The sequence below is a fragment of the Sporosarcina sp. PTS2304 genome, from assembly GCF_003351785.1.
In the GTDB taxonomy this organism is placed as follows: domain Bacteria; phylum Bacillota; class Bacilli; order Bacillales_A; family Planococcaceae; genus Sporosarcina.
In genome coordinates, this window is sequence record NZ_CP031230.1 from 3,103,507 (window position 1) to 3,130,345 (window position 26,839).

General features: G+C 43.3%; 28 protein-coding genes and 1 riboswitch. Of the genes, 21 read left to right on the top strand and 7 right to left on the bottom strand.

Features of this window, described 5'->3' with window-relative positions; all coding sequences use genetic code 11:
- The first annotated feature begins 3 nt into the window (after positions 1-3).
- The 5 genes from liaF to DV702_RS16900 all read left to right on the top strand — a co-directional run bounded on the left by liaF (position 4) and on the right by DV702_RS16900 (position 3,734).
- Positions 4-705: a cell wall-active antibiotics response protein LiaF gene (liaF, locus tag DV702_RS14835; RefSeq protein ID WP_114925961.1), complete on the top strand. Its 702-nt coding sequence runs from the start codon at positions 4-6 to the stop codon at positions 703-705.
- Positions 702-1,748 carry a sensor histidine kinase gene (locus tag DV702_RS14840; RefSeq protein WP_114925445.1) on the top strand — a complete coding sequence of 349 codons (1,047 nt, stop codon included), beginning with the start codon at positions 702-704 and terminating at the stop codon, positions 1,746-1,748. Before liaF ends, DV702_RS14840 begins: the two co-directional genes overlap by 4 nt.
- Positions 1,723-2,355, top strand: coding sequence for a response regulator transcription factor (locus tag DV702_RS14845; RefSeq protein WP_114925446.1), 633 nt, complete (start codon positions 1,723-1,725; stop codon positions 2,353-2,355). Before DV702_RS14840 ends, DV702_RS14845 begins: the two co-directional genes overlap by 26 nt.
- A 276-nt stretch (positions 2,356-2,631) precedes the next feature.
- A complete protein-coding gene (locus tag DV702_RS14850; protein ID WP_114925447.1) occupies positions 2,632-3,462 on the top strand; it encodes an undecaprenyl-diphosphate phosphatase in 831 nt (276 codons plus the stop codon).
- A 41-nt stretch (positions 3,463-3,503) separates the two neighbouring features.
- Positions 3,504-3,734 carry a hypothetical protein gene (locus tag DV702_RS16900; RefSeq protein ID WP_162805822.1) on the top strand — a complete coding sequence of 77 codons (231 nt, stop codon included), beginning with the start codon at positions 3,504-3,506 and terminating at the stop codon, positions 3,732-3,734.
- On the opposite strand, the gene DV702_RS14860 is transcribed toward DV702_RS16900, so the two are convergent.
- The gene (locus DV702_RS14860) at positions 3,722-4,456 is read right to left on the bottom strand and encodes an MBL fold metallo-hydrolase (protein ID WP_114925449.1); all 735 of its coding nucleotides are present in this window, start codon (positions 4,454-4,456) and stop codon (positions 3,722-3,724) included. The two genes, DV702_RS16900 and DV702_RS14860, sit on opposite strands and share 13 nt — an antisense overlap.
- Before the next feature lie 145 nt (positions 4,457-4,601).
- Between DV702_RS14860 and DV702_RS14865 the strand changes: the two genes are divergently transcribed.
- From DV702_RS14865 to DV702_RS14885, 5 genes are all read left to right on the top strand, one after another.
- A complete protein-coding gene (locus tag DV702_RS14865) occupies positions 4,602-5,798 on the top strand; it encodes a class I SAM-dependent rRNA methyltransferase (protein ID WP_114925450.1) in 1,197 nt (398 codons plus the stop codon).
- Between the two features lie 23 nt (positions 5,799-5,821).
- Entirely contained in the window at positions 5,822-6,202 is a 381-nt protein-coding gene (locus DV702_RS14870; RefSeq protein WP_114925451.1) for a hypothetical protein, read from the top strand.
- A 12-nt stretch (positions 6,203-6,214) separates the two neighbouring features.
- On the top strand, positions 6,215-6,709 hold the full coding sequence (locus DV702_RS14875) for a DUF1648 domain-containing protein (protein ID WP_114925452.1): 495 nt from the start codon (positions 6,215-6,217) through the stop codon (positions 6,707-6,709).
- 81 nt (positions 6,710-6,790) lie between these two features.
- The gene (locus tag DV702_RS14880) at positions 6,791-8,503 is read left to right on the top strand and encodes a DUF2207 domain-containing protein (protein ID WP_114925453.1); all 1,713 of its coding nucleotides are present in this window, start codon (positions 6,791-6,793) and stop codon (positions 8,501-8,503) included.
- 476 nt (positions 8,504-8,979) lie between these two features.
- Positions 8,980-10,362 carry a cryptochrome/photolyase family protein gene (locus DV702_RS14885; RefSeq protein ID WP_114925454.1) on the top strand — a complete coding sequence of 461 codons (1,383 nt, stop codon included), beginning with the start codon at positions 8,980-8,982 and terminating at the stop codon, positions 10,360-10,362.
- Here the strand turns inward: DV702_RS14885 and DV702_RS14890 are convergent.
- Positions 10,359-11,240, bottom strand: a complete 882-nt coding sequence (locus DV702_RS14890) for a MerR family transcriptional regulator (protein ID WP_162805823.1) — start codon at positions 11,238-11,240, stop codon at positions 10,359-10,361. The genes DV702_RS14885 and DV702_RS14890 overlap by 4 nt on opposite strands.
- 130 nt (positions 11,241-11,370) lie before the next feature.
- Here DV702_RS14890 and DV702_RS14895 point away from each other — a divergent pair, with 130 nt between their 5' ends.
- From DV702_RS14895 to DV702_RS14915, 5 genes are all read left to right on the top strand, one after another.
- Positions 11,371-11,817, top strand: a complete 447-nt coding sequence (locus tag DV702_RS14895) for a hypothetical protein (protein WP_114925456.1) — start codon at positions 11,371-11,373, stop codon at positions 11,815-11,817.
- A gap of 134 nt (positions 11,818-11,951) precedes the next feature.
- Entirely contained in the window at positions 11,952-13,244 is a 1,293-nt protein-coding gene (locus DV702_RS14900; RefSeq protein WP_114925457.1) for a globin-coupled sensor protein, read from the top strand.
- Positions 13,245-13,261: 17 nt separating this feature from the next.
- Positions 13,262-14,332, top strand: a complete 1,071-nt coding sequence (locus tag DV702_RS14905; RefSeq protein ID WP_114925458.1) for an ABC transporter permease — start codon at positions 13,262-13,264, stop codon at positions 14,330-14,332.
- Positions 14,333-14,335: 3 nt separating this feature from the next.
- Positions 14,336-15,016, top strand: coding sequence for an ABC transporter ATP-binding protein (locus tag DV702_RS14910; protein WP_114925459.1), 681 nt, complete (start codon positions 14,336-14,338; stop codon positions 15,014-15,016).
- 79 nt (positions 15,017-15,095) lie between these two features.
- A complete protein-coding gene (locus tag DV702_RS14915; protein ID WP_114925460.1) occupies positions 15,096-15,452 on the top strand; it encodes a hypothetical protein in 357 nt (118 codons plus the stop codon).
- Positions 15,453-15,562: 110 nt separating this feature from the next.
- Here DV702_RS14915 and DV702_RS14920 read toward each other — a convergent pair whose 3' ends face one another.
- The 5 genes from DV702_RS14920 to DV702_RS14940 form a co-directional block, all read right to left on the bottom strand.
- Positions 15,563-16,726 (bottom strand): IS256 family transposase, encoded by a 1,164-nt coding sequence (locus DV702_RS14920; protein ID WP_114922914.1) that lies wholly within the window; start codon positions 16,724-16,726, stop codon positions 15,563-15,565.
- Between the two features lie 232 nt (positions 16,727-16,958).
- The gene (locus DV702_RS14925) at positions 16,959-17,975 is read right to left on the bottom strand and encodes a ThiF family adenylyltransferase (RefSeq protein ID WP_114925461.1); all 1,017 of its coding nucleotides are present in this window, start codon (positions 17,973-17,975) and stop codon (positions 16,959-16,961) included.
- A complete protein-coding gene (locus tag DV702_RS14930) occupies positions 17,972-18,745 on the bottom strand; it encodes a thiazole synthase (protein ID WP_114925462.1) in 774 nt (257 codons plus the stop codon). The genes DV702_RS14925 and DV702_RS14930 overlap by 4 nt, the downstream gene beginning before the upstream one ends.
- Positions 18,742-18,948: a sulfur carrier protein ThiS gene (thiS, locus tag DV702_RS14935; RefSeq protein WP_371682714.1), complete on the bottom strand. Its 207-nt coding sequence runs from the start codon at positions 18,946-18,948 to the stop codon at positions 18,742-18,744. The genes DV702_RS14930 and thiS overlap by 4 nt, the downstream gene beginning before the upstream one ends.
- The gene (locus DV702_RS14940; RefSeq protein ID WP_114925464.1) at positions 18,932-19,534 is read right to left on the bottom strand and encodes a thiamine phosphate synthase; all 603 of its coding nucleotides are present in this window, start codon (positions 19,532-19,534) and stop codon (positions 18,932-18,934) included. The genes thiS and DV702_RS14940 overlap by 17 nt, the downstream gene beginning before the upstream one ends.
- 80 nt (positions 19,535-19,614) lie before the next feature.
- Positions 19,615-19,723, bottom strand: a riboswitch (TPP riboswitch).
- A 63-nt stretch (positions 19,724-19,786) separates the two neighbouring features.
- Here DV702_RS14940 and DV702_RS14945 point away from each other — a divergent pair.
- From DV702_RS14945 to ectB, 6 genes are all read left to right on the top strand, one after another.
- The gene (locus tag DV702_RS14945) at positions 19,787-20,509 is read left to right on the top strand and encodes a helix-turn-helix transcriptional regulator (RefSeq protein ID WP_114925465.1); all 723 of its coding nucleotides are present in this window, start codon (positions 19,787-19,789) and stop codon (positions 20,507-20,509) included.
- A 52-nt stretch (positions 20,510-20,561) separates the two neighbouring features.
- Positions 20,562-21,923, top strand: a complete 1,362-nt coding sequence (locus DV702_RS14950; protein WP_114925466.1) for an MATE family efflux transporter — start codon at positions 20,562-20,564, stop codon at positions 21,921-21,923.
- A 300-nt stretch (positions 21,924-22,223) separates the two neighbouring features.
- Complete coding sequence (locus tag DV702_RS14955) at positions 22,224-22,820, top strand: CPBP family intramembrane glutamic endopeptidase (RefSeq protein WP_114925467.1); 597 nt, start codon at positions 22,224-22,226, stop codon at positions 22,818-22,820.
- An 884-nt stretch (positions 22,821-23,704) separates the two neighbouring features.
- A complete protein-coding gene (locus DV702_RS14965) occupies positions 23,705-24,385 on the top strand; it encodes a phosphoribosylaminoimidazolesuccinocarboxamide synthase (RefSeq protein WP_114925469.1) in 681 nt (226 codons plus the stop codon).
- 580 nt (positions 24,386-24,965) lie between these two features.
- The gene (ectA, locus tag DV702_RS14970; RefSeq protein WP_114925470.1) at positions 24,966-25,490 is read left to right on the top strand and encodes a diaminobutyrate acetyltransferase; all 525 of its coding nucleotides are present in this window, start codon (positions 24,966-24,968) and stop codon (positions 25,488-25,490) included.
- Between the two features lie 59 nt (positions 25,491-25,549).
- Positions 25,550-26,836 carry a diaminobutyrate--2-oxoglutarate transaminase gene (gene ectB / locus DV702_RS14975; RefSeq protein WP_114925471.1) on the top strand — a complete coding sequence of 429 codons (1,287 nt, stop codon included), beginning with the start codon at positions 25,550-25,552 and terminating at the stop codon, positions 26,834-26,836.
- Positions 26,837-26,839 lie beyond the last annotated feature (3 nt).

Genomic DNA, 26,839 nt, shown 5'->3' on the forward strand with positions numbered 1-26,839 from the left:
GACATGACAAATAAAGAGTCTAGCAAGCTCGGAACAGTTGCGATTGTTTTCTTACTGCTTGTGTTCATAGAAGCCGTATTTTTTTCAAACGGCAACATTATCTTCCTCCTTCTCGGTGGAGGATTTCTCTATTATGGCTATAGAAGACAAGAGAAATGGACAGCTATCCTTGGCCTGCTTTTCGCCGTCATAGCACTGTTAACTCTATGGAGTGTGCGTTTGCTCATTTTAGGAATCGTATTGTACACTCTTTTAAAAATGTGGAAAGGCATGCCGGCCAATGAAGTGTTCGGTGATTTACGGAAGCCGCGGGCGAGACGGTCCCAAGGCATATTGAACAATCGTTTGTTTTCTGTTCAATCCACTCCTTTTTCTACGTATGAGTGGGAAGATGTTCATATACAAGGGTTTTTCGCGAATTTACATGTCGATGTGACGGATACCGTATTGCCAAAAGGTGCTTCATTCATTTCGATTAGGCAATTATACGGCAAGATCTTAATTGAACTGCCGTATGATATTCCCGTACGTATTCATTATGTGACATTGTTCGGAGAAGCAGATCTGCTCAATCGCGGAAAGGAGCGACTGCTGAATGAAACTATACAAGAGAAAGACGGCTACGAAACGAAACAGCCGAACGATCCAGAGATAATTATCACAGTCTTTACTTGGATGGGTGATGTGGAGGTGCGTAGAAAATGAGAGCAATCATTGGGCGCACGATTCTGTTAACGTTCATCTTTAGCGCTTTAGTAGCTGCGTTTTTCTATCTTTTTATTGATTTATCTTTCACGCAATACGGCGAGTGGCTTTTGGAGACGGAAGCCGCGGATATGCCTTTATTGGTATGGTTATGTACAACGATTTTTGTCTTGAGTTTAGTCATTGCTAGCTGGATTAGTATAACGAGTCGTTCGAAGGAAAACTTCATCATTGGAAAATTAGAAGATTTATATGCCAAGCAAGAATTTATCCGTTCGAATAAAATGAAAAAGAAAACGAATCGCTCGATTGAACAATTATACGAAGTGCTAGAGGCGCAACGCAGCAGTTTGAAACGGATTACGGATGAACGTGCAGACACGCAAGATAAAATGATTCAAGAGCGAATTGTGCAAGAACGTCAGCGGTTGGCCAGAGAATTGCATGACTCGGTATCCCAGCAACTGTTTGCGGCTTCGATGCTGTTATCGGCACTTGTAGAACAGCAAGAAGGCAATCAAACGCTAGAGAAACCACTAGCGCAAGTGGAGAAAATGGTGCAGCAAGCTCAATTAGAGATGCGAGCGCTTCTTCTTCATCTGCGTCCAGCTGCGCTACATAATCAGACGTTGGCACAAGGATTGGAAGAACTTTTACGAGAGTTGCAGGAAAAAGTAACGTTCGATATCCGCCATCGTTTAGAAGATATCGAGTTGTCAAAAGGTGCAGAGGATCATTTATTCCGCATCGCACAGGAAACGTTGTCGAATACGCTGCGTCATGCACAGGCGACGGAAGTGGAGATTTTATTGATCGAACGGGACGGTTTGGCGATTTTACGTGTGCAAGATAATGGCATCGGATTCAAACAAGACGACGGAAAAGGTGGATCGTACGGCTTGCAGAATGTACGTGAACGAGCGATTGAAATCGGTGGTAGTTGCAAAATTGTTTCGGTACCGTCGCAAGGGACAATTGTCGAAGTGAAATTACCGATTGAAAAAGGAGGGCTTGCGGATGATTCGCGTGTTGTTGGTAGATGATCATGAAATGGTACGCATTGGCGTATCGACGTATTTACAAATGCAATCCGATATCGAAGTAATTGGAGAAGCAGATAACGGTCAAGTGGCGGTCGAACGCGCATTGCAGTTGCGGCCCGATATTATTTTAATGGATATGGTCATGCCGATCATGAACGGTGCGGAGGCGACGGCGGCTATTATCGCGCAGTGGCCGGAAGCGAAAGTGATTATTGTCACGAGCTTCTTGGATGATGATAAATTATATCCGGCTCTAGAAGCTGGGGCAGTCAGTTATATTTTGAAGACGTCGAATGCAAAGCGCGTGGCGGATGCAATCAGGGAAACGATGGCGGGGCAAACAGTATTGGAGCCGGAAGTGACAACGAAAATGATGACAAAAATGCGTGGCGGCCAAACGCATGCATTACATGAGGATTTGACAGAACGCGAATTGGAAGTATTGCTGTTACTGGCGCAAGGAAAGTCCAATCAGGAAATTGCAGACGAGTTATTCATCGCGTTAAAAACAGTAAAAACACATGTCAGTAATATTCTATCAAAACTCGAAGTACAGGACCGCACCCAAGCGGTTATTTATGCATTTCAAAAGAAATTGGTGAAGTAAACGGCATAGTGATGAATAATCTAGCATAGGGTGTACTAGAGACGCGGCATGTGGATAAACGATTCATTCGACAGAAGTAGTCAGAAATTACGCACTTCTCCACAATGTATCCACGAGTAATGTGCATAACCGCAAGTATTTATACAAAAAATGAATGTATGCACATGTGGATAAGGTGTTGCGCGAAACTTATCCCCTGTCGCCGCCGTCATGGTAATGCTATAGTTAGTAGAAAATAGAATAGGTGAAGCCTAGCCTTCGCGGAAAGAGAGTCTTATGGAATTATTTGATTTATTGAAAGCGTTGATCTTAGGATTTGTAGAGGGAATGACGGAATTCGCGCCCGTATCTTCAACAGGCCACTTGATCATAGTCGATAATATGTGGTTGAAGACGGAAGAATTCTTGGGGAAGTACCCCGCCATCACGTTTAAAATTGTGATTCAGTTAGGGTCGATTTTAGCGGTCGTCGTCGTGTTTTGGAAACGATTATTCAGCTTAGTCGGTTTGTATAAAGGTGAAAGCGAGACGAAGATGAGTGAAAGTTTTAATTTGCTTCATGTGATCGTCGGCATGTTGCCTGCAGTTATTTTCGGATTTGCATTCAAGGATTTGATTGATGATTATTTATTTGGCGTGGAAACCGTCATTATTGCTTTGGTTGCTGGGGCGATTTTAATGATTGCGGCGGATAAGTTCGGTCCGAAAAAACCGTGGGTGGAGACGTTGGATCAGATTACATATAGACAGGCATTCACTGTTGGTTTGGTGCAATGTTTATCACTGTGGCCCGGATTTTCCCGTTCTGGCGCAACCATCTCGGGCGGTGTGTTGTTCGGAATGAACCACCGAACGGCTGCAGATTTCACATTCATTATGGCGGTGCCTATTATGATGGGTGCGAGTCTTGTGTCAGTGATGAAAAATTGGCAGTATATGTCGATGGATCATCTATCGTTTTACATCGTCGGCTTTTTGAGTGCGTTTGTGTTTTCTTTGATTTCCATTCGCTTTTTCTTGAAGCTGATTTCTAAGGTGAAGTTGGTGCCGTTTGCGATTTATCGTATTGTGTTGGCGGTAGTTTTGGCTGTTATTGTGTTTTTGTGAGGATGAGAAAGACCTTCGCGGGTGTGCGAAGGTCTTTTTTGGTGGTTTCGCTCATAGAAAGTGTGCTCGCGCTCATAGAAAGCGTGTCCGCGCTCATAGGAAGTGTGTCCGCGCTCATAGAAAGCGTGTCTGCGCTCATAGAAAGTGTGTTCGCGCTCATAGAAAGTGTGTCTGCGCTCATAGAAAGCGTGCCCGCGCTCATAGAAAGTGTGCTCGCGCTCATAGGAAGCTTGCTCGCGCTCATAGAATCACTTTTCCTCTACAACGTATAAACTTTTCCGGCCTCTGCCAGTTCGACGGGTCCAGCGAAGGTCTTTTTGGCTTCGTGTAAAATGTCTTGGATTTCCCCGTGATGAGGCAAGTGGGTGAGGATGAGTTGCTTTACGCCTGCTTGCTCCGCGAGGGTACCTGCTTGGCTGCCTGCGAGATGGCCAGGGGAGATGCCGATGTGTTCTTCGTATAGGTTGGCTTCGCTAAATAAAATGTCTGCGTCCGTAGCGAATGGAATGAGTGCGTCGGTCCATTCGGTGTCTGCTGTGAAGACGGCGGATTGGTTGCCGACTGTGAATTTCAGGGCAAGACAATAGACGGGATGGACGGTCGGACAGGCAGTTACTGTGAATGGACCGATGGTGATGGGTTGATGGGCTGCCAGTTCGATAGCAGTTGTTTGTTCTTTGTAAGACAGTTTTGTGAACTGTTCTTCGTCTAAAGTGTGTCCATATATAGGCAGTGGTGGCGATGGGTGACCGAGGTAGTATTGGATTAATCGGCTATATTGTAGGCTACCGATGTCTGCGATGTGATCGGCATGGTAGTGACTGATGACGACTGCATCGAGAGAATCGAGTGCAATATAATTTTGCAAAGAGGCGAGGACACCGCTTCCGCAGTCGAATAAACAATGGAAACCGTCATGTTCGATAAGGAAAGAAGAAGTGGCGCTGTTTGCCTTCGGGTATCCGCCCCAAATTCCGAGTGTTGTGATTTTCATTGAAGTTCCTCCTGTTCATAGTGCTGTTTTGATTAGTGTAGCGTGTGCAAGATTTGAAAAGCAACAAGTATTTACGTACATATGACGCTTTCATCTTGCGTTCAAGCGTGAGATAATAAAGAAAATACACTTTAAGGATGACGATATGAGTAAATTAGTTGAACTACAGTTGAATGCACAGGGGACGGCGGCTTTGAAGAAGGGCTACCCGTTAATTTTGAAAGATGCGGTCATGACGAGTGAGATTCGCGCGGAAGAAGGAGACTTGCTTCGTTTAACGGATCGGTATCATAAGTTTTTGGCCAAAGGTTATTACGGTAAGCAGAATAAAGGAATCGGTTGGGTGCTGACGTCGAATGAAAATGAAGCGATTGACTTTGATTTCTTCGATCAGAAAATGGCGACTGCGTTTGAACGCCGCGATTCGTATATGGAAGATCCTGAAACGACGGCTTTCCGTTTATTTAATGGAGAAGGCGATGGGATTGGCGGCTTGACGATTGATTATTTTGACGGGTATTACATGGTTAGCTGGTATAGTGAAGGGATTTATGCGTTCCGTCACCATGTGTACAATGTACTGGATAAGCGCACGGACTATCAAGGAGTGTATGAGAAGAAACGCTTTGATACGAAGGGGCAGTACGTAGAACAAGATGATTTCGTGAAAGGAACAGAAGGGGATTTCCCGATTATTGTGAAAGAAAATGGCATGAATTTTGCGATTGATTTGAATGATGGGGCGATGACGGGTATTTTCTTGGATCAGCGAGATGTGCGGAAGGCGATTCGTGATAAGTATTCGGAAGGCCGCGATGTGCTGAATACGTTCTCTTATACGGGAGCCTTTTCAGTAGCTGCGGCACTCGGAGGCGCGACAAAAACGACGAGTGTGGACTTGGCGAAGCGCAGTGTGGCGAAAACGATTGAACAGTTTAGTGTCAACGGCATTGATTATGAACAGCAAGATATTAACGTGATGGATGTGTTCGATTACTTCCGTTATGCGAAGCGCCATGAGATGAAATTCGGATTGGTCGTTTTGGATCCGCCGAGCTTTGCGCGTTCGAAAAAATATACGTTCAGCACAGCGAAGGATTACCCGATGCTCATGAAAGAAGCGATTGCGGTAACTGAGAAGAACGGTATTATTGTAGCTTCTACAAACAATGCGAGTTTTAGTATGAAGAAGTTTAAGGGGTTCATCGAGCAGGCGTTTAAAGAGACTGGCATTCGTTATAAAGTGCTAGAAGAGTCTACATTGCCGAAGGATTTCCGTACACCTCGTGATTATCCGGAGTTTAATTATTTGAAGGTCGTTATTGTAGAGAAGTTGAAGTAACCTGTGAAACGGGAGGTTATGATATGAAGCAGCTGCTAGTGTTGTTGATGGTAGCATGGCTCGTTGCTGGTTGTTCAAATGTCTATAGTCATGAAGATGGGTATCGAATGGCTATTATCAATCAAGGATTTCCTGTACCTAAAGAAGCCTATGAAGTGAAGCCGGAAGATTGTGTTGGGGAAATTTCTAAAGCGGCGAAGTATAAGTTGAAGGGGATTGGCGATGAAGAAGGCAATCCACCAGACGAGTATTTACAGACCATTGAAGAATGGGGCTGGACAGATTTAGTCGATGAACGTCGAGGGTCTATTCATTTTTATGAGAAGAATGGGAAGATCATGTCATTGAATATTCATCAAAATATTTTCGACGTATTTGAAATGACGAGTGATAAAAGCTCGTAAGGAGGGATAGACATGGCAGTGGAAAAACCGAAGCGCAATCTGCCGAAATCCAATGTGGCAAAGGTTTTCGATGTGTTGGTTATCGCTTTATTCGCTGCGTGTCTAACGTACCTTGCTTTGCATTGGAATCAAATGCCAGATCAAATACCGGCGCATTTCGGCCTGGATGGTGAAGTCGACCGCTATGGATCGAAAGCTGAATTACTGCTATTGCCGCTCATTGGCATTGCGTTGTGGATTGGTTTGTCCGTGTTGGAAAAATATCCACACACGTTTAATTATATAAATTTGCGAGCGGATAATATCGATGTTCAATATCGTTACGGCATGCTGTTCATGAACGCTACGAAAAACATTTCCACGCTGCTAATGGTATTCATTATGTGGCAAATGAATGGAATCGCGCTCGGACAGATCGAGACGTTGAATATGCCTGTATTTATCGGAATACTGGTGTTGCTGTTCGCTGTGGTAGGATTTTATTTCGTTCGTGTGATGAAGCTGTAAAATAGAGATTTCAAACATTCTGTAAATAAATGAATCTATTAACTACCTCTTATCGTATACTTCAGATAAGAGGTGATTTGTATGAAATGGAAACTGTCCAGTATAGTTTTATTGTTATTCTTACTACTTCCGACTACGGTGGGAGCAGTTGATTTTAGCATCCCTGACGTGCAAATTTACGCACATTTACAAGCAGATGGAACAGTAGAAGTGAATGAACAGTTTACGTATGATTTCGATAGTGAATTTAATGGTATCATTCGGGAGATGCAGCCTAAAAAGGGAGCATTGATTGAAGAATTTACAGCATATGAAAAAAATCAAGAGTTGAAAGTGGAAAAGAACAATTATGAATACCGCGCACACCGTAAAGGGCGTAACGAAAAAGTTACGTTCGACTTGAATTATACGATTGTTGATGGCATGGAGAAGTACGAAGACGGTGTACAATTTTATTGGCCGTTTTTTGATCGGCGCAATGAAACCGATTATGACAACATGACGATTACCATCGTGCCGCCGAGCGCAACTTCTGACGTTCTGTTTCTAGGGTATGACAGTGCAGAAGGATCGGGTAATGTGGAGAAGGACGGTCGTGTCGTATTCGCTATGGGTACGGTGTATTCGGGAGAAAATGGAGATATTCGAGTTGTTTATGAACCTTCTTTATTCCCTGCAATGAACGCGCGAGAAGGGGAAATTCGTCCAGTCATCCTCGCAGAGCAGCAACGATTAATCGAGGAACGTGAACAATTTATTGCAGATCAACAGAAAGCGAGTACGGTGGGTGCCGTTAGTATGGTGGCGGGATTTTTGGGGTTTGCGGCCGTCATGCTGTTGGCTAGCTTGCGAAGGAAAAGATACGCCAAAGAAGCGCAATATCAAATAGATTCGAATGGCTTCTATGTTCCAGCTTACGATATGAGCATGCCAGCGACGATTCTGTTCAAAAATGGAACAGTTTCTATTGAGTTATTATCTGCAGCTTTACTCGATTTAGTACGCAAAGGACATGTAAAGCAAACGACTGAAGAAGAGTTTGAATTAGTGGATGCGAACGTCAAATTAGAGCATGAAAAACAATTGATTCAACTGCTATTTTATCAAATAGGGGAGGATCATAAATTTACTTTGAAGCAATTAATGTCCTACACGAAAGCAGAGAAAAATTACGAGGCATTCACAACGAAGTTCGACTTATGGAAAGGTTTATTGAAAGAAGAATTGAAACAGTATGACGTAAAAGAGGATTCTTCCAAAGTACGCCTCATCCTCAGTGGAATCGCCGTGATCGGAGCAGGGGTAGCAATATATTTATTACTCCACGAATTGTATGGCACCATGGTTGTGGCGATTATTCTAGCTATCATTGCCGCAGTCTCAGCTATCGGCTTCAGCGCCTACAACTACGCAGGAATGTTAATGAAAAAAGAGTGGGAGCAAGTCGATGAATGGATGAAAGCAATGGATACCGAAAAATGGGAAGACTTGACTATGGACGATCGATTCCGCGTCTTAATCTACGGAGTTGGAACGAAACATCCAGAACTCGATGCCTACTACAAAAGCTTCGCCCAGGCCCAAACACAGCTAAACGAAAACCAATCTACCACCCACACACGTCACTACGACGATGGGTACTACGGAGGCATGGTCTACAACCCCGTCTTCCTAGCAGGCTCATTCAGCCAAGCCTCCACGAACATCTCCACCAACGCCCCAGCCAGCGACAGCAGTAGCAGTGGCGGGGGTGGAGGAACAGGAGGCGGCGGAGGAGGATCAGGCGCATTTTAAAATCAAAAGTGCAGGGCGACGTCCAGACTCGACCGACGTTGGAAGACCAGACAAAAAGGCGTACTTTGCCTTTCTGTCTGGTCTGAAACGCTCCGAGAGTCTGTCGCCCGTAACTAGCCGAATCAAAAGTGCAGGGCGACGTCCAGACTCGACCGACGTTGGAAGACCAGACAAAAAGGCGTACTTTGCCTTTCTGTCTGGTCTGAAACGCTCCGAGAGTCTGTCGCCCGTAACTAGCCGAATCAAAAGTGCAGGGCGACGTCCAGACTCGACCGACGTTGGAAGACCAGACAAAAAGGCGTCACTTTGCCTTTTCGTCCGGTCTGAAACGCTCCGAGAGTCTGTCGCCCGTAACTAGCCGAATCAAAAGTGCAGGGCGACGTCCAGACTCGACCGACGTTGGAAGACCAGACAAAAAGGCGTACTTTGCCAACCGGTCTCCCGACACATTATGAGCACGATCAAAGGAGGAAGTTATGAGCAGTACAATCGTTTGGTTTCGAAAAGATTTGCGTTTGCATGATCATCCAGCCTTAGTGGAAGCGGTAGCACATGGTGACGTGTTGCCGGTTTTCATTTTGCCGGAAACGGTTCACGAGGCATCTGACTGGTGGTTGCATCATAGTTTACTAGAACTTCAAAAAACATTCGAGCAGCACCAGATTCAACTCATAGTAAGAAAAGGTTCTGTAGTGGAAGAACTGACGAACATCCAGCGAGAAAGCGGAGCCGGTCAACTCGTATATAATGAATTATACGATCCCGAAAGTCGTCAGCTAGAAAAGGAATTGACAGCTGCTTTTGAAAATATCGATGCGCAAGTACGTTCATTCCAAGGGACGTTGCTCGTACCGCCTGATACGATATTCAATAAAAGTGGGCAACCGTATAAAGTGTTCACTCCTTTTTGGAAACAACTTCGACAAGAGCCGATTGCGCAGTCGTTGCCTGTGCCAAAAAACATGAAAGGCCCTGCTACACGCTTTCCTTCGTTGCCTGCAGAACAATGGGGACTGCTGGCAGATTATCCTTGGTATGAAAAACTTTCGTGGCAACCAGGAGAAGCTGCCGCTATCGAATGCTGGCAGACATTCCGCCGCAAAGGATTGTCCGACTACAAAGAAGGACGTGATATTCCGGCGCAACCGAATGTGTCTCAACTTTCACCTTACTTGGCATGGGGGAATATTAGCGTGCGATCGCTTTGGTATAGCGCGTTGGCTACGGACGGGGTCGCTGATGAACAAATTGAGGCCTTTTTACGACAGTTGGCGTGGCGTGATTTTGCTCATTACCAATTGCTTTATTTTCCTCATATGTTGGAACGGCCTGTACGACCCGAGTTTGAAAAGTTTCCGTGGCAGCCGTCCGATGAAAATTTTCTAGCGTGGAAAAAAGGGCGGACCGGATATCCATTAGTAGATGCTGGTATGCGAGAATTATGGCAAACAGGGTATATGCACAATCGAGTGCGGATGATCGCCGCTTCGTTTTTGATTAAGCATTTATTGATTGATTGGCGAGAAGGAATGAAGTGGTTTGAAGAGACGTTAGTAGATTGGGATATCGCGAACAATGCGATGGGCTGGCAGTGGGTGGCAGGCAGTGGTTTTGATGCGTCTCCTTACTTCAGGGTGTTTAATCCCATCGTGCAAGGAGAGAAGTTTGATGAGTCGGCCACTTATGTGAAAAAGTGGATTCCAGAGTTGCGTGATATACCTGCGAAATATATTTTTGAGCCAATGAAAGCACCTGCCTCCATAGTAGAATCAATGGGAGATTATCCGAAGCCTATCGTTGACCATCGAGCTGCCCGAGCCCGTGCACTGGCAGCATATGAAACATGTAAAAAGAATTAAATATCATCAATGGAGTCAAGCATACGAATATGTTGCAGCTGCAATTCGTTGGCGCAAATGACGGCACCGTATCCACCGAGATAAAATGTGACAGCGGGATGTTCTTCGGCAAAGGCATCCAGTCGTTTAATCATCTCTGGATTTTTTTCGAATGGTAATGTAGTAGAGGCGGAAAGTAATACTTTAACGGGCTTGATCTTTTCTACAAAAGATTCTATCGCTCCAGGCGCAGGCGATGCCCCAATCATCGCAGTCCGCCAGCCTTTTAACATCAGTTGCAGCAATATGATGTGGACGGGAATTTCATGCGATTCGTTGGGAAGGCATGCGCCAAGCAATATTGGCGAGTCTTCCCGATATTGGAAATTGCGTCGTAGTTGAACGAGTTGGTCTCTAACAACGAGGCTAGACAATGCTTCCTGATACTCGTCCCATTCCCCCGTAGCCCAATGATCCCCGACACTTTTAAGAAAAGGTATAATAATTTGTTGCAAGTATTGTTCAAGACCTAACCGGTGATAGGCCGCTTGCAATGAAAAGTTTAACTCCAATTCATCACAGTTTTTTCCGTGTGTAAGCAACTCACGCAATGTCTCTTCTGCATACGTGTCTTCAAGACTGGACGGCATAGCTGTATTCTTTTGGGATTTGGCCATGTCCGCTGCTTGTGAAAGTGCAAATCCTTCCTCTGCATAGCGCTTCATCAACAAGAAAAGACGTATATCTTCATCGTTATAAATACGATATCCATTATCTAACCGTTGCGGTACGACGATATTGTAACGTTCTTCCCATTTTCGTAACACTTGTCTCGACATGCCTGTTAGATCTGCAACCTGCTTAATGGTATACGTAGGTGTTTCAGATGACGGCTTCACAGCAATCAACCTTTCTATACAAACTGAATTAGCGGTGAATCTCCCGCGCTGTTCTTCTTGTCTAACATTATACATAGATTTGACGAGTCAAGTCAAATCTGTTATTTTTGTTGTGTAGGAAGGTGTATACATGAAAAGGATAAATATGTGTAAAGGTGTTTGGATTGGCTTAGTAACAGGCATAATATTAGCAATATTTTTAAAATCAGTAGAAGTTCTGTTAGGTTACAAAGTATATACATTACTGTTGAACGTTGATTATATACCTATCGTCAAAGACTATCAATTTTCAGAAGCAATAGAAGTGTTCTTTCACTTAGTAGTGTCTGTAGTTCTCTGTATCTTATTAGTGATCGCACTAGATAAAAGTACTGATTTTATAAGGAACCGTGTCGTTTATTTCTCTTTTTTAATTAATACTGCTATTGGACTTTTACTATATCCGACGACATCGTTTTCTGATCGTACACCTAGTTTTACGGATGCTGTTTCGTTAAGCTGGTGGATTGCCGGGCATGCTTTATATGGAGTAGTTGTAGGCATGTTGTTAAAGAAAACGATGGGTAAAAGGAAATAATCCTAAAGTAGTGTAAAATAGTGGAACTTCATTAGTGGTTACGGTATATTTATAGTGGAATAACATTATACAAAGTGTAAACAAATCAATAGCGCAATTTGTTGGTGTGTTGAAGAAAGAAGGAGAGTATACTCATGTGGATTACAAAGAAACGTCAAGTACCATCAATAGTTCAACCGATTTCCTCTGCGCCGGTCAAATTGCAAGTACCTACTAAAGAAATTCAATTACAACTAGATGCGATCAAATTAACAGAACGTGATTTACAGTTGCTTCGCGCCTTAAAAAAACCAATGCATGATCGAATTGACGATATTGTCAAAGCTTTTTACGATAGTGTCACTGCAGTTCCTCATTTATCCTCTCTTATTCGTAAACATAGTAATACGGAATATTTAAGTAAGACGCTTGCTCATCACTTAGGCGGTTTATTCGACGGAGTCATTGATGAGGCGTATTTAGTGAACCGTAGCAAAGTTGCTCAATCGCACATGCGAATCGGATTGGATCCGAAATGGTATATCGCGGCATTCCAAAATTTACATTCGACAATGCTGGATATTTTGTTTTCATTGGAACTGGATCGTAAAGAAGAGCGAGAAATGATCGTCGCTTTAAGTAAAATCCTGAACTTTGAAAAGCAGTTGGTGCTCGAAGCGTTTGAAAAGGGTATGAATGAAGCGATGTACAAACAGCAACAAGAGATCAAAGACGGCGTAAAGCAACAGATCGGTAGCATCGCTTTGGAAATTGAAGAAAAGTCCGAGTCAACTTATTCAGTAGTTCGTGATTTAATCGAACAATCCGCCGAACTGGACAATAAAATTCAGGATAGTATTGTACGCTCGGAAACGTCAGCACAACAAGCTCAATCAGGAATTGAACAAATGGCGCAACTGGTGTTCACATCAGAGACGATTGTCAAAGAAACGAAAGAAATGGCAGAATTAGTGGAAGAATTGAATCGTGCATCCGCTCAAATAGAAGAAGTCGTGCAATTGGTTAAAAATATTGCAGACCAAACGAATTTACTGGCATTGAACTCAGCAATTGAGGCAGCACGTGCAGGAGTTCACGGAAAAGGATTTGCTGTAGTGGCGGATGAAGTTCGTAATTTGGCTGATCAGACGAAACGTTCGACAGACAATATTGCAGAACTCGTATCCCAATCCAAAGCAAAAACGCATGCAGTGCATCAAGCGATCGAAAATGTGACGAAGTACGCTGATATGGGAATGAAAGAAACGGATTCCTCAAAAGAGACATTCCAAAATATTACCGACACGGTTCATTTGACGATTCATGATATTACTCATTTTTCAGATCATATGAAAAATCTACAGCAAGTCATTACTTCTATTGGTGGAGTGGCGAAAGAAGTAGTTTCGACTTCTTACGAATTGGAAGAAGCAATTGACGTCTTATAAGAGGAAGTGAAGCGTAGATGTTCTTAGCATGGAGCGAAATTAAACGAAATAAATTGCGGTTTTTATTAATTACATCGATTTTATTACTAGTTTCTTTTCTAGTGTTTTTCCTTTCGGGTCTTGCAAATGGATTAGCAAGTATGAACAGAGAAGCGGTCGATTCGTGGAAAGCTGACGCGATCCTTCTGACGGAAGAATCCGATAAGAGTCTCTATCAATCCGCGTTGGATAAAAATTTGGCAGATGAATTGGGAGTGGAGGAAACGGCGGTCGTCAGCCAGAGCGGTTCCATTGCGAATAACGGAGAGGCGAAAAAGAATATTCTGTTATTCGGTATTAATAAAGATGAGTTCATTGCGCCGAAAGTAAGTGAAGGGGATCCGACGTTTTACGTGCAAAATGGTGTAGTTGCATCGGATGCGTTAAAAGATGATGGATTCAAAATTGGAGATACATTGGAATTGTCATCGACGGATACTGAATTGACAATCGTTGGATTTACAGAGAAGGCTCGCTTTAACGCAGCGCCTGTTTTGTATATGAAGTTGAATGACTTGCAAAAGATTAAATTTGGCGATGCCTATGAGATGAATAAGTCGATTGTGAATGCCATTCTTATTAAGGATTCCAAGTGGGATGAAGTAGAGTTGCCAAAAGATACGGAAATAATTAAAACGGAAACATTTATCGAAAACTTGCCGGGATATACGGAGCAGAATTTGACGGTGACATATATGATCTACTTTTTATTCGTCATCTCAGCAGCGATCGTAGCGATTTTCTTATACGTGTTGACTGTCCAGAAAATTAGCATGTTTGGACTGATGAAAGCACAGGGAATTTCTAGTGGCTATTTGGCGAAGTCGGTCATCGCCCAGACATTCATTCTTGCGTTAATCGGTGTGGTTTTAGGGTTTGGATTAACGTTGCTGGCGGGAAGTTTCTTGCCAAGCGCAGTGCCGATTCAATTTGATGTGCCGGTCATGGTGATTTACGGATTGGTGTTAATCGCCGTATCGATTGCCGGGGCAGTGATTTCCGTCTGGACCATCATTCGAATCGATCCATTAGAAGCGATAGGAGGGTAAACGATGGTACTGGAGCTACGAAACGCAAAAAAGACGTTTGGAGAAGGTAATACATTAGTCGAAGCGATGAAAGAGACGAACTTTATAGTCGAACGAGGCGAATTGGTTGCAGTCATCGGTCCTTCAGGTTCGGGGAAAAGTACGTTCCTAACCGTCGCTGGTGGTTTGCAGACACCGAGCGAAGGGCTAGTTATTATCAATGGAAAAGAATTGTCGCAGCTCAATGAAAAGCAACGTTCAAAAATTCGCCTACAAGAGATCGGCTTCATTTTGCAAGCATCGAACTTAGTGCCGTTCTTGTCAGTCGATCAGCAATTGGAGTTACTGAATAAAGTGAAAAAGAATAATTTATCGGCTGTCGAAAAGAAGCAGCTTTATGAGGATTTGGGAATTACTAAGCTGCATAAAAAGTATCCTTCTGATTTATCGGGCGGTGAACGTCAGCGTGTCGCTATTGCTAAAGCACTTTTCAGCAATCCGTCAATTATTTTGGCGGATGAACCGACTGCTTCATTAGATTCCGATCGGGCATTTGAAGTGATGGAGTTGTTGCAGCATGAAACGAAGTCTAAAGAAACAGCTACAATTGTCGTAACGCATGACACGCGTTTGATGAAATATTTTGATAAAGTGTATCAGATGACGGACGGCGTATTGGAACTAGATACTACTACGTATGAATGAGGAAGAACGATTTGGTGGGACGTGAAAACGTCTTGCTGAATCGTTTTTTTGATGGGCGGGAGGGTTCGTAGGGTTCGTTGTGGCGCTCATAGAAAGTGTGTCCGCGCTCATAGGAAGTGAGTTCGCGCTCATAGAAAGTGTGTCTGCGCTCATAGAAAGTGAGTTCGCGCTCATAGGAAGTGGGTCCGCGCTCATAGAAAGTGAGTTCGCGCTCATAGGAAGTGGGTCCGCGCTCATAGGAAGTGAGTTCGCGCTCATAGAAAGTGTTCCCGCGCTCATAGAAAGTGTGTCTGCGCTCATAGAAAGTGTGTCTGCGCTCATAGAAAGTGAGTTCGCGCTCATAGGAAGTGAGTTCGCGCTCATAGAAAGTGTGTCTGCGCTCATAGAAAGTGAGTTCGCGCTCATAGAAAGTGTTCTTCCCGAGTCAAGTCCTTGATCTTGTGTAAATTACTTATCCCCTATTGAATGTCACTTCACGGATAGTTCGATTTGCTGTTCCCGCAGGGAGGGGGTACCCCCTCCCTGCGGGAACAGTTTTGTTTTGACTTACCGTAGCGGGCTGCCTTTTTGTAGACGTTCATCCGCCTCCATCAGCACAGCACCGATCAGTCGAAAGGCAGACTGCTCATTTGGAAAAATGCGGATGACTTGTTCTCTTCTTCGCACTTCTTGATTTAAGCGTTCTAGGTGATTGGTAGAACTTGTATAGCGATGATAACGAGAAGGCTCATTTAAGAACTGCGTGGCCTCATCATAGCCTCCCTCAAGAATATCTAACGCTTTTTGAACACGTGGCTCTTTCGCATACTTCTCTACCAGCCGTTCTTTCGCTTCCCGAGCTCCTTCAAGATCAGCGCTCATAAAAATAGTGCGCACGTCCGCCATAAAGGATTTGGCCATTTTTTTCGGTAATGCTTTTAGTAGATTCCGCTTGAAATGGACAGTACATCGTTGCCAAGAAGTCCCGACAAACTCCTGGCTAATCGCCTTCTTGAGCCCCTCATGTGCATCCGAAATGACAAGGTCAGGAGATTGGAGTCCACGTCGCTTTAGACTCTGGAGGAACGACTGCCAAGCTTCGAAACTCTCTGCTTGATCAATTTTCAGACCCACCACTTCCCGGCGGTTGTCCGTGCTGATCGCCGTCGCGATATAAACTGCTTTGGAAACCACTTTTCGATTCTCACGGACTTTGATATACATGGCGTCCACATGCAAGTAACGATACGTCGTCACATTCAAAGGACGGCTGGCCCATTGGTTGACGATCGGATCGAGCTGGGCAGTCAGTGAAGATACGAAAGATTTAGAAACCGTTTCTCCGCATAATGTCTCGATAACATTCGTCACTTTCCTTGTGGAAACGCCACTGACCACCATCTCTAGCATGGAAAGCATAAACGCCTGGTCCACCCGTGCATATTTTTCAAAAACCGATGTCGAAAAACCACCTTCTCGTGTACGCGGAACTTTTAATTTCACGCGCCCGATAGTGATCATCAGTTCTCGTTCATAGTAGCCGTTGCGATAGTCACGTCGCTCAGCTACTCGTTCATATTTGGCCGTTTCCAAATACTCATCTCTTTCTTTTTCCATATACTCATTTAATATGAGAACGACAGCAGATTTCAGCACGTTGTCCAGATTAGAAGTCATCACCGCTTCTTTTAGTTCTTCCTCGTTTATGTTAAGATAATCAAATAGGGTCATCATCAATTCCTCCTCAATGTGATCGTGGTTGTGAACATTGTAACATAGGGAATTGATGTGGCTCTTTTTCTATTTACACAATTATATGGACTTTATCCGTTCCCGCGCTCATAGGAAGTGAGTTCGCGCTCATAGGAAACATCTCCATGCCATAAAAAAGTACTCGCTTATAAAACGAGTACTCAGTGCCCACTCTATTCTCTTACGCTAAAAATATACTTCAAATATCATGTCATCCAATCAATCCAGCGACGATTTTCTTCGCCTGCGTGATGTCTTTTGTTCCATGCACGAGCATTCGGCCATCGCGAAATAATACGAGTCGGTGATCATGATATTCACAAGACACCAAATAAGGGTTGTGTACTAAGTTTGAAACGGTACCGCGAACGGAATCTGCAAAAGGGGCGAGTTCCACTTGGCGATTTTTAGGCCATGTCAGTTGTACGGTGTCGCGTCCGCAAAGCACTGCTGTTCGAATGATCTCGCTAGCTGATAAAAACGGATACGTAGGTTTTTCCGAACAGCTAGGACAACTTGATTTTTTCATGCTATGCACACTAATCGCTGCTCGTTCACCTGTCCATAGATCCGCTGACTCCAGGCGAGGACTCATTTTAGCGCCTGTTATATATTTCAGCAACTCTGCGACTTGACGGGCGGCTGTCGTCACGACGATCGGACTGATGACGCCCACTGTGTCACAAGTGAGTGATTGCGGCGGCAGGACTTCGAGCAGGCAATGAAGGCAAGGTTGTTCTTCTGCGACTCCAATTGGGAATGTTACGCCATAGCTTCCTACGCATGCACCCATGAAAAAAGGGAGGCGCAATTGAAGGGCAGCGTCATTCGCGAGTAACCGCGTTTCGATATTATCCGTTCCATCCAAAATGAACTGATGGCCTTCAAATAATTCCAGCACATTTTCGGGCGTGACATCGGCAACGATTCCGCGAATTTTCACGTCACTGTTAATGGCGCGCAATCGTTTTTCTGCAGCGATGGCTTTTGGCAATTGATCGACAACATCTTGTTCACTATACAATTGCTGGCGGTGCAGATTCGTCCATTCCAAAATGTCCCGATCAACAATCGTCAGTTCACCGATGCCTGCGCGTACAAGCATTTCTGCGCCTGATGAACCGAGTGCACCCGCTCCAAGTACGAATACTTTGGCGTCGCGGATGCGTTGTTGTCCGATAAGGCCGATAGGAGAAAATAGCTCTTGTCGTGAATATTTTCTGTTCAATTTGGCACAAACCCTTCCAGTGGACTGCTTGCCACTGCATAATCTCTTATTGGCATGCGTCCGGCTTTATAACCTAGACGTCCCGCTTCGATGGCCAACTTCATTGCTTCAGCCATCGTCACAGGGTCAGCCGCTTCGGATACGGCTGTATTTAATAACACACCGTCCGCTCCGAGTTCCATTGCGTATGCCGCGTCTTTTGGCGAGCCGATTCCTGCATCGACGATTACAGGAACTCTCGATTGTTCAATTATTAATGAAAGGTTCAATGGATTCAGAATGCCTCTGCCAGATCCGATTGGAGCGGCACCCGGCATGATAGCATGGACACCTAATTCGCAAAGTTTTCTAGCGAGTACGACATCGTCTGACGTATAAGGAAGAACAATAAAGCCTTCTTCTAGTAGCATTTCTGACGCACGCAATGTCTCGACAGGATCAGGGAGCAGTGAACGACTACAACCAATAATTTCCACCTTCACCATATCGCACAATCCTGATGCTTTCGCCAACTTCGCGATGTGCACCGCCTCTTCAGCTGTACTTGCACCTGCCGTATTAGGCAATAATGTGTAACGGTCCAAGTCTAATTGCTCTAAGAAATTCGGTTGCGACTCTTCGAAAATATTCATGCGACGTACAGCAAATGTGAGGATATCCGCTTCTGATACAGCCACTGCTTTCTTCTGTGCTTCAAATGAAGGGTACTTCCCTGTTCCTAGTAATAATCGTGATGAAAACTTTTTATCTGCAATTTGCAACATCGTTATCCGCCTCCGACAAAGTGTATGATTTCAATTTGATCGCGATCCATAATGGGTGCATCGTACTGTTCTTTTTGTAAAATTTCTTTATTCTTTTCGACAATCAAAATACGTTCGCCCAGTTCGAGATGTGTAAGTAACTGCCGGACGGTCTTCACTTGAGGATTCACTACATACGATTTTCCGTTCAAATCAATAGTCGTTTCCACTGCAATTCTCTCCATTTCTCCTATACTTTTTCACTGCTTCCACTTGACTTATCGGCGATAAAATAGCGATACCTGCGACACCTAGCTTTTCAAGTGAAGGCATATGTTCAGGCTGTATCCCCCCGATCGCGTAAACCGGGATCATACAGGCCGAAACGATTTGACGCAATTCATCTGTGCCGCGCGCACGTATGCCTTTCTTCGATGAAGTAGGATAAACATGCCCATATAGTATCCAGCTCGCCCCCGAGGCTTCTGCTTGCAACGCTTCTTCTAATGAATGAACAGAGCATCCGAACGTTAATGAAGGGAAGCGTAGTTGTGCGTCTGCAAGAGACATTCCATACCCTGTGAGTTGTACTTTTTGAATAGATAAAAATTGCGCTAACGCTGGGTTGGCATGGATTATGAGCTTGTCGAGGGGAGTACCGACATCTCGTAATACATGCACTAGCTCGGTCAGTTGTTCAGCTGTCTTAGACTTTTCACGTAAGATGATTGCGTCAAGATAGGGAAGCGTTTGCTGTAAGGTTATTGCTAATTTTTCCACTGATTGCTGATCATCCGTCACACCGATTACTTTCATATACTTCTGTCACTCCAATAAAAAAACCACTTTCCTGAACTGGAAAGTGGTGGATGTGTCGATAGATATGCCTAGCTATACTGAGCGACTTGCCACTTTCCTACGCAGGTACGAACCTGATCAGGTAATAAGGGTTTCAGAGCCACACTCTTTTCTCAGTCCTTGTAAAGGATTCCCCTAATGGTCAAAATATTATGTTTTCATACTATAGCATAGCATGGATGTCTCAGAAAGAAAAGAGATTCTACAGGAGTGACTAGGCATGAGAGCATAAAAAATGAGGTATACTATATTCAGATATTTACTAGAGACGGAGGGATCAACATACGTAATCGTCAATTTGAAGTATTGTTATATTTGCTGAAAACGAAAAAAGTAACTCATAAAGAGTTAGCGAAGACATTCGAAGTAAGTATTAAAACGATTCAAAGGGATATTGATAAATTATCTATGATGGGTGTGCCTATCTATTGTAAACAAGGAAATCAGGGTGGAATCTATATAAAAGAAAGTTATAAGTTGTCGAGCAGTTTTTTAACAAATGAAAATTTGCAAACTATTACATTTGCGCTGTCGATGTATGATAGTATTTCCACGAAAAAACATAAAGACGACGTATTAAAAAAGTTAGCTCTCATTTCTCCTGATTTGATTCATTTAATGGAAAGTGACGCGGAAGATTATTTTGTTGTGGATCTCGTAGAAGAAAAGATTGATATGACGGAAAGTGTCTATGAGAAAATTAATTATTGTCTTGATGAGGAGAGAATGTTGACTGTTATCGTGGAGGAAGAGAGACTTTTTGTAGCACCTATTAGCTATGTTTTACGTCCAGAAGGTTTATATTTATACGCTTTTGAGAAGGAATATATGTTGCTTAAAATATCTTCCATAACTTATTCAGAGATTACTGATGTGGAGTTTGAAAGAACGTTTATCCCTTATAAAAAAAATTTTAACATAACACTCAAATAAGACGTTATGTGTCTTGTTTAGGGTGTTATTATTATTTTAGGAGGGATCATTAATGAAACATACGATATATGAAAGTTATTCGATCAATAAATTACTTCTTACATTTTCGCTGCCAGCAATCTTTTCTCTAATAGTAGAAACGTTAACGGCAGTTGTAGATACATCCTTTGCGGGTCACTTAGGAAGCCAAAGTGAAAGCGCATTGACAGCAATGGGATTACTTTCTCCACTTTTGGCGGTATTTGTAGCGCTACAAACACTGTTCGCCATTTCGACAGCGATTATGATCTCTACATATTTGGGGCGTAATGATCGAGTGAAATTGAATCGTTATTTTCAAAGTGGATTTATTATGACGCTAGTCGTCAGCGTAGCTACGTCATTGCTCGTTTATTTGTTTATCGATCCGATCGTAACGATGCTAGGGGCGGAAGGGGAAATTTACAGTCTTGCTCAAGAGTATTTGAAGATTATTATTATTAGTAATATTTTCAGCGCAGTTGGCTATACATTGACGAGCAGTATAAGAGCATTTGGTAATCCGAACGCTGAAGCGGTAATTATTGTTCTTTCGGTCATCATCAACATTGTATGTAACGCGATATTAACATTTGGTTTCCATTTAGGAATGACAGGGATTGCGTTAGGAACGCTTATTAGTGAAGTAGTCTGTGCGTTTTTGTCGATTGCCTATCTTGTGAAGAAAAAGAATTGGTTTCAGTGTGAAAAGATTTCATGGAAAGCATTTGTCACCATGTCGTATAAAATGTTCAAAATTGGTTTTGCTCAGACGACGATTCAAATGTTAGCAGGCGCTACAGCATTTATCGTAAACTACCAGTTGCTTTCTGTAGGCGGGCATTCGCATGTGGCGATGTGGAATATTGCAAATAAAATGTACATGTTGTTGCTAATGCCGATTATCGGAATCACGCAGGCGGTTCAAACAATCATTGCTTACTTTTCGGGTAAAGGTGACGAAGAGAAAAAGAATTTGGTTGTTAAGAAGACTATACAGTATTGTTTCTTCTATGGGCTAGGAATGACGGCTATTGTTTTTTTGGCTGGAAAATATATCTTGCTTGTTTTTACAGGAGATCCCGCATTGATCGAGTCTGTAATGGCGATAATCAAAGTAATTTTTATCACTTTTCCTATTTTGGGCGTTACGTATACAGTGATGACGTTGTTGCAGGTTACGGGAAGTGAATTGCAGGCGGTTGTCATCGGGTTGACTAGACAGGTGGTTTCCGTAATTCCGTTAGTTATCGTGTTGCCGTATGTTTTTAGTATGTATGATATATTTGGAGTGCTTCCAGCGTTTTCAATCTTTTTTGCGATTCCATTGGCGGATTTAGTTACGCTTGGTGTTGCATTAGCTTTGTTTAGACGAGCTAAGAGGCTTCGGGCGTGAGTCGTCTGCTTTCTGTTGCCGGGGTCTGGCCATGAGCCATCTAGCTTAGCCGCTAGTTGTCTCATGGCTTCGGTCGACCTCGCAGTTGCTTCTTCGCTAGTACGGCCATCTTCTTTTCTGAATCGTTACAGGAGCCGTCCGTCAGCGCCGAAGTGGCTACAATGAACCGATCCCCTTCCAAAAACAGAAACATGACGAAGTAGTCTTGTATTCCACTGAATATTGGAACGCACACGATTTTCATTTATGATAGTTAAAGAAATAAAGTTTAGCTCGAAATAGCAAGCTGAAGGAGGTACTATGGGAATTTCAAATGAAAAAGTGAAAAAAGACTTCAATCCCAAAGAAGCCATATTTGTGTTTTCTTCATTTTCATTTATATGCGTAGCTATTCTATTTTGTCTCGTCATCTATAAAGTGCTAACCGTAGCGAATTTACTGTCAGTCGATCAGCCGCTGCGCGTGGTAGTGTACGTAACGGGAGCATCGGTAGGTCTGATAGCGTTTGGGGTGCTGTTGGCAACATATTTGCCTTCGAAATACATAGAAACTGCTAATATGGAATTTACAAGCTATTCCATACCGGTAACGATGATCATGCTGTTTGTAGCGGCGTTATTTGAAGAGTTGCTGTTCAGGGGAATTATTCAAAACCTAATTCTTGTATACACAGAAAGTGCGTGGATTGCGATTATAGCGACTACATTCTTGTTTTTATGCCTTCATGTTCAGTATTTCAAAAAGCCTGTGATGCTACTGAGTATTTCAGTGTCCAGTGTAGTGTTTGGGTGGATTTACATGCAGACAGCTACTCTTTTAGCTCCATTGATCGTTCACTTTCTAATGAATAGCAGTGTTACATTGCTATACAAATATAAAGTATTGACAATCAAATAAATGTTTTTAGCAAGCTTGTCGATTAACTTTATTATGTATAATTCTCTTATTCATTTAGTTACAAGCGATTTTGACTGTGGTAGTTAGATGGAGCAATGCTGACTTGAAGTGTCCTGCGGCTTGCGCTTCCAGACGATACGCTTTCCGGAGGGGACGCGGTGGACCGTCAAGCGCTGCGAGTTACACCTGTCGTCCTGACCCTCCCGGAGTCGATCGTCCTCCAGCTTCAGCCGTACTTTGTATAGGCAAGACAGGTTGATCACTCTTTATATATGGTGAAAACAAAGCAGACTTGTCTTAAACAATTCTACCGCTTTTGAATTTAGATAGCGGTGAAGTGTTGCTAGCTACTATGACTGTAACGATGAACTAAGCGGAAAAAGAAATGACTCTATACGCATTTAGTCAGGCAATCCATAGCTCCACCCATACTGTCCAAGAAGCGTAACTTACCATACTTTATTTCTGGACGAACACGAACTGACTTCCCGACACAACCTCAAGGATTCTCCCGGAAGAACCGGCGACTCCTGGAGGATCAGGAAAAGCCGTAGCGAAGTACGGCTTTTGCGAGTGAAGCGCAGCAAAAAGGAGCACATCTTTGCATTTACAGGCGTAATCGCCAACGCACTTCTGGCGAGTCCGCCGCGTCCCCTCAGGAAAGCGTCCGGTTTCTCTCGGGAGAATCCTAAAGCATACACTCCTTTTCTGCCCAGCATCGAAGTCGTCACGAAGCAATTGCTTTTTCGCGGTATACTGCATGGCAATTGCAAGTTTTTCATCGACATGACTCAAGTTTTGTCAATCAGGACTTTTTCTTCTAGCCAAAGTGCATTATACTGAGAAGGTAGTACGACATTTACGAATAGAGGAGAATCGTTCGGATGAAATTAACCTATTCTGGTAAAACGAAAGATGTCTATCAGTTGGAAGATGGACATGTGCTATTGAAGTTTAAAGACGATGTGACAGGGGAAGACGGCGTATTTGATCCAGGTGCGAATACGGTTGGATTGACGATAGAAGGTGCAGGGAAATCCGGTCTTCGTATGACACAGTATTTTTTCGAGAAATTAGCAGAAGAACAGATCCCGACTCATTATATCGCCGCTGATTTAGACGAAGTGACGATGACAGTAAAACAGGCGGAGATGTTCGGCAGCGGACTTGAAGTTATTTGTCGTTTCCGTGCGGTAGGAAGTTTCTTACGCAGATATGGAGCGTATTGTGAAGAAGGGCAAGTACTGGACGCATTTGTAGAAGTGACATTGAAAGACGACGATCGTAAAGATCCGCCTATTTCAGAAGATGCGCTAGCACAGCTTGGGATTTTAACGCATGAAGAATACGCAACGTTGAAGAAGCAAACACAACAAATTTCTGAAATCGTCAAAGCGGAAATGGCGAAAAAGGGATTGGACCTATACGATATTAAATTGGAGTTCGGTCGTGATTCTGAAGGCAATATTATGTTGATCGATGAAGTTTCGGGAGGAAATATGCGTGTCTATAAAGGCGACACATATATCGCTCCAATGGATTTAGAAAAGTTGTTATTTTCATAAAAGTCGGCCGGAAACTTTAAATAGTTTCCGGTTTTTTATATCCGGTTTGAAGCTATACAGCTATTGCCTTAGTCGAACTTTACTTTTTAATCAAAAATAATTATTGATATACTTTCTATTGACAACGTTTTCAGAGTTTCCTATAATAACAACCAGTGTCAGAGGAGACACGTTGTTTGCTTCTTCACCAGTGATCGAACGTTGGTTGGATGAATGCATAGGGCAGTGAATGTGATAATGAAAGTGTCTTTCATATCAGCAAATTTTTAGTAGTACCAGCTGTTTTTTCATGAACAAAAGCTCCCCGCTTTTGGGTAGGCGCTCTGTTGGGTCATTGCAACGCAACGCACCCTAGTAGCCAGTTACGAATCTCCATTTGGCTTTTCTACGTATGTATCTTCCTATTACGGATTGAATTGAGTATGGCGGCTCAATCCTAAAAAACCTCACGAACATGATGAACCACTATTTTTGAACGTACCAACGTTCTCTGGTAGAGAAGTAAACGCACATCTCAGAAACTTACAGAGAATGAACATGTATGTGTAATTGTACATGATAAGACTTGGAGGAAAAATGTTTGCAGAAACACCATAAACTTTCAATTGCGGGTGTGGACCCAACTGATCCATACACGTTTCGCGAACCGAATGTAAAAGATGGAAAAGAAATCTGGCAACTCATTAAAGATACCCAAGTACTCGACCTGAACTCATCGTATAGCTATTTGTTATGGGCTGATCAATTCAGTGAGACGAGTATAGTTGTTGAGAAAGATGCGAAAATTGTCGGTTTCATTTCTGGATTTATTCAGCCGAAAGCGGATAATACCTTATTTATCTGGCAAGTGGCAGTAGACGAATCAGCGCGAGGGAAACGTCTGGCTTCTCGTATGTTGCAGTCGATTTTACAACGATCAGCATGTCGGAATGTTCAATTTTTGGAAGCGACAGTGACTCCTTCCAATATTCCATCGACGAAGTTATTTAAAGGATTAGCACGCGATTTAGAAACAGAGTGCATGATTTCAGATGGGTATCCCGCACATTTATTCCCATCTGGCGATCATGAGGCTGAAGAACTCTTCCGCATCGGTCCGTTCTGAATGAATCGTCAACCGCTACTATTCGACACGGAAATACAGAAATCTACTGGAGGAATTAAATCACCATGGTACTGACAAAAAGTCAGCAGGTAATGGAAGTATTTGAAAATCATGAATCGCAAGTGAGAAGTTACAGCAGAAGTTTCCCTACAGTATTCAAAAAAGCAAAAGGCTATAAGATGTGGGACACAGAAGGTAAGGAGTATATCGATTTCTTTGCCGGTGCAGGTGCTTTAAACTATGGTCATAACGAAGAAAAAATGAAAGCTACATTAATTGAGTATATTCAAGATGATGGGATTACTCATAGCTTAGATATGGGAACGACTGTACGAAAAGAGTTTCTTGAACGATTTAACGAAGTGATCTTACAGCCAAGAAATATGAACTATAAAGTGATGTTTCCTGGACCCACAGGGACGAATACAGTCGAAAGTGCACTGAAAATCGCCCGCAAAGTAACAGGTCGCCACAACGTCATTAGTTTTACGAATGGATTCCACGGCATGACACTCGGTGCATTGTCGGTAACGGGGAATGCGTACAATCGGGGTGGAGCGGGTGTTCCACTGAATCATACGACGTCTATGCCGTTTGATACGTTTTTAGAGGAAGGTCAATCATTGAAGTTCCTTAAAAAGTATTTAGCTGACGCAAGCAGTGGTCTGGATCTTCCGGCTGCAATGATTTTGGAAACTGTGCAAGGGGAAGGCGGTATTAATCCTGCAAGTTTTGAGTGGTTACGTGAAGTGGAACGTCTATGTCGTAATTACGATATTTTATTGATCGTAGATGACGTGCAGGCAGGTTGCGGACGGACGGGGACATTTTTCAGTTTTGAACCCGCTGGCATCAAGCCCGATCTCGTCTGTCTGTCAAAATCCATCGGCGGCTACGGTCTACCCCTAGCGTTAACGCTCATAAAACCGGAATACGACCAATTCGGGCCGGCCGAGCATAACGGAACATTCCGAGGCAACAATATGGCGATTTTGACAGCGACCGAAGCTTTGTCATACTGGGAAACAGATGAATTCGCTAAATCGGTACAAGAAAAATCCAAGCTTATCACCGAGCGTATGGAAACGATTGTAGAAGAGTATCCTGAATTGAAAGCGACTACGCGTGGACGTGGTTTCATGCAAGGAATCGTCTGCGGTGAAGGTAAAGAAGACTATGCAGAAAAAATTTGTGCTAAAGCATTTGAAAAAGGTTTGATCATCGAAACATCAGGATCAGAAGGGGAAGTCGTTAAATTCCTCGGTTCTTTAATCATGGATGAAAAAGGAATTGACCAAGGCTTCGATATTTTAGAAAAAGCAATCGAAGAAGTCGTTCATAACTAAGGA

Coding starts and splice junctions, on each gene's coding strand:
- liaF (WP_114925961.1), top strand. CDS start 4: ATGACAAATAAAGAGTCTAGCAAGCTCGGAACAGTTGCGATTGTTTTC.
- DV702_RS14840 (WP_114925445.1), top strand. CDS start 702: ATGAGAGCAATCATTGGGCGCACGATTCTGTTAACGTTCATCTTTAGC.
- DV702_RS14845 (WP_114925446.1), top strand. CDS start 1,723: ATGATTCGCGTGTTGTTGGTAGATGATCATGAAATGGTACGCATTGGC.
- DV702_RS14850 (WP_114925447.1), top strand. CDS start 2,632: ATGGAATTATTTGATTTATTGAAAGCGTTGATCTTAGGATTTGTAGAG.
- DV702_RS14860 (WP_114925449.1), bottom strand. CDS start 4,456: ATGAAAATCACAACACTCGGAATTTGGGGCGGATACCCGAAGGCAAAC.
- DV702_RS14865 (WP_114925450.1), top strand. CDS start 4,602: ATGAGTAAATTAGTTGAACTACAGTTGAATGCACAGGGGACGGCGGCT.
- DV702_RS14870 (WP_114925451.1), top strand. CDS start 5,822: ATGAAGCAGCTGCTAGTGTTGTTGATGGTAGCATGGCTCGTTGCTGGT.
- DV702_RS14875 (WP_114925452.1), top strand. CDS start 6,215: ATGGCAGTGGAAAAACCGAAGCGCAATCTGCCGAAATCCAATGTGGCA.
- DV702_RS14880 (WP_114925453.1), top strand. CDS start 6,791: ATGAAATGGAAACTGTCCAGTATAGTTTTATTGTTATTCTTACTACTT.
- DV702_RS14885 (WP_114925454.1), top strand. CDS start 8,980: ATGAGCAGTACAATCGTTTGGTTTCGAAAAGATTTGCGTTTGCATGAT.
- DV702_RS14895 (WP_114925456.1), top strand. CDS start 11,371: ATGAAAAGGATAAATATGTGTAAAGGTGTTTGGATTGGCTTAGTAACA.
- DV702_RS14900 (WP_114925457.1), top strand. CDS start 11,952: ATGTGGATTACAAAGAAACGTCAAGTACCATCAATAGTTCAACCGATT.
- DV702_RS14905 (WP_114925458.1), top strand. CDS start 13,262: ATGTTCTTAGCATGGAGCGAAATTAAACGAAATAAATTGCGGTTTTTA.
- DV702_RS14910 (WP_114925459.1), top strand. CDS start 14,336: ATGGTACTGGAGCTACGAAACGCAAAAAAGACGTTTGGAGAAGGTAAT.
- DV702_RS14920 (WP_114922914.1), bottom strand. CDS start 16,726: ATGACCCTATTTGATTATCTTAACATAAACGAGGAAGAACTAAAAGAA.
- DV702_RS14940 (WP_114925464.1), bottom strand. CDS start 19,534: ATGAAAGTAATCGGTGTGACGGATGATCAGCAATCAGTGGAAAAATTA.
- DV702_RS14950 (WP_114925466.1), top strand. CDS start 20,562: ATGAAACATACGATATATGAAAGTTATTCGATCAATAAATTACTTCTT.
- DV702_RS14955 (WP_114925467.1), top strand. CDS start 22,224: ATGGGAATTTCAAATGAAAAAGTGAAAAAAGACTTCAATCCCAAAGAA.
- DV702_RS14965 (WP_114925469.1), top strand. CDS start 23,705: ATGAAATTAACCTATTCTGGTAAAACGAAAGATGTCTATCAGTTGGAA.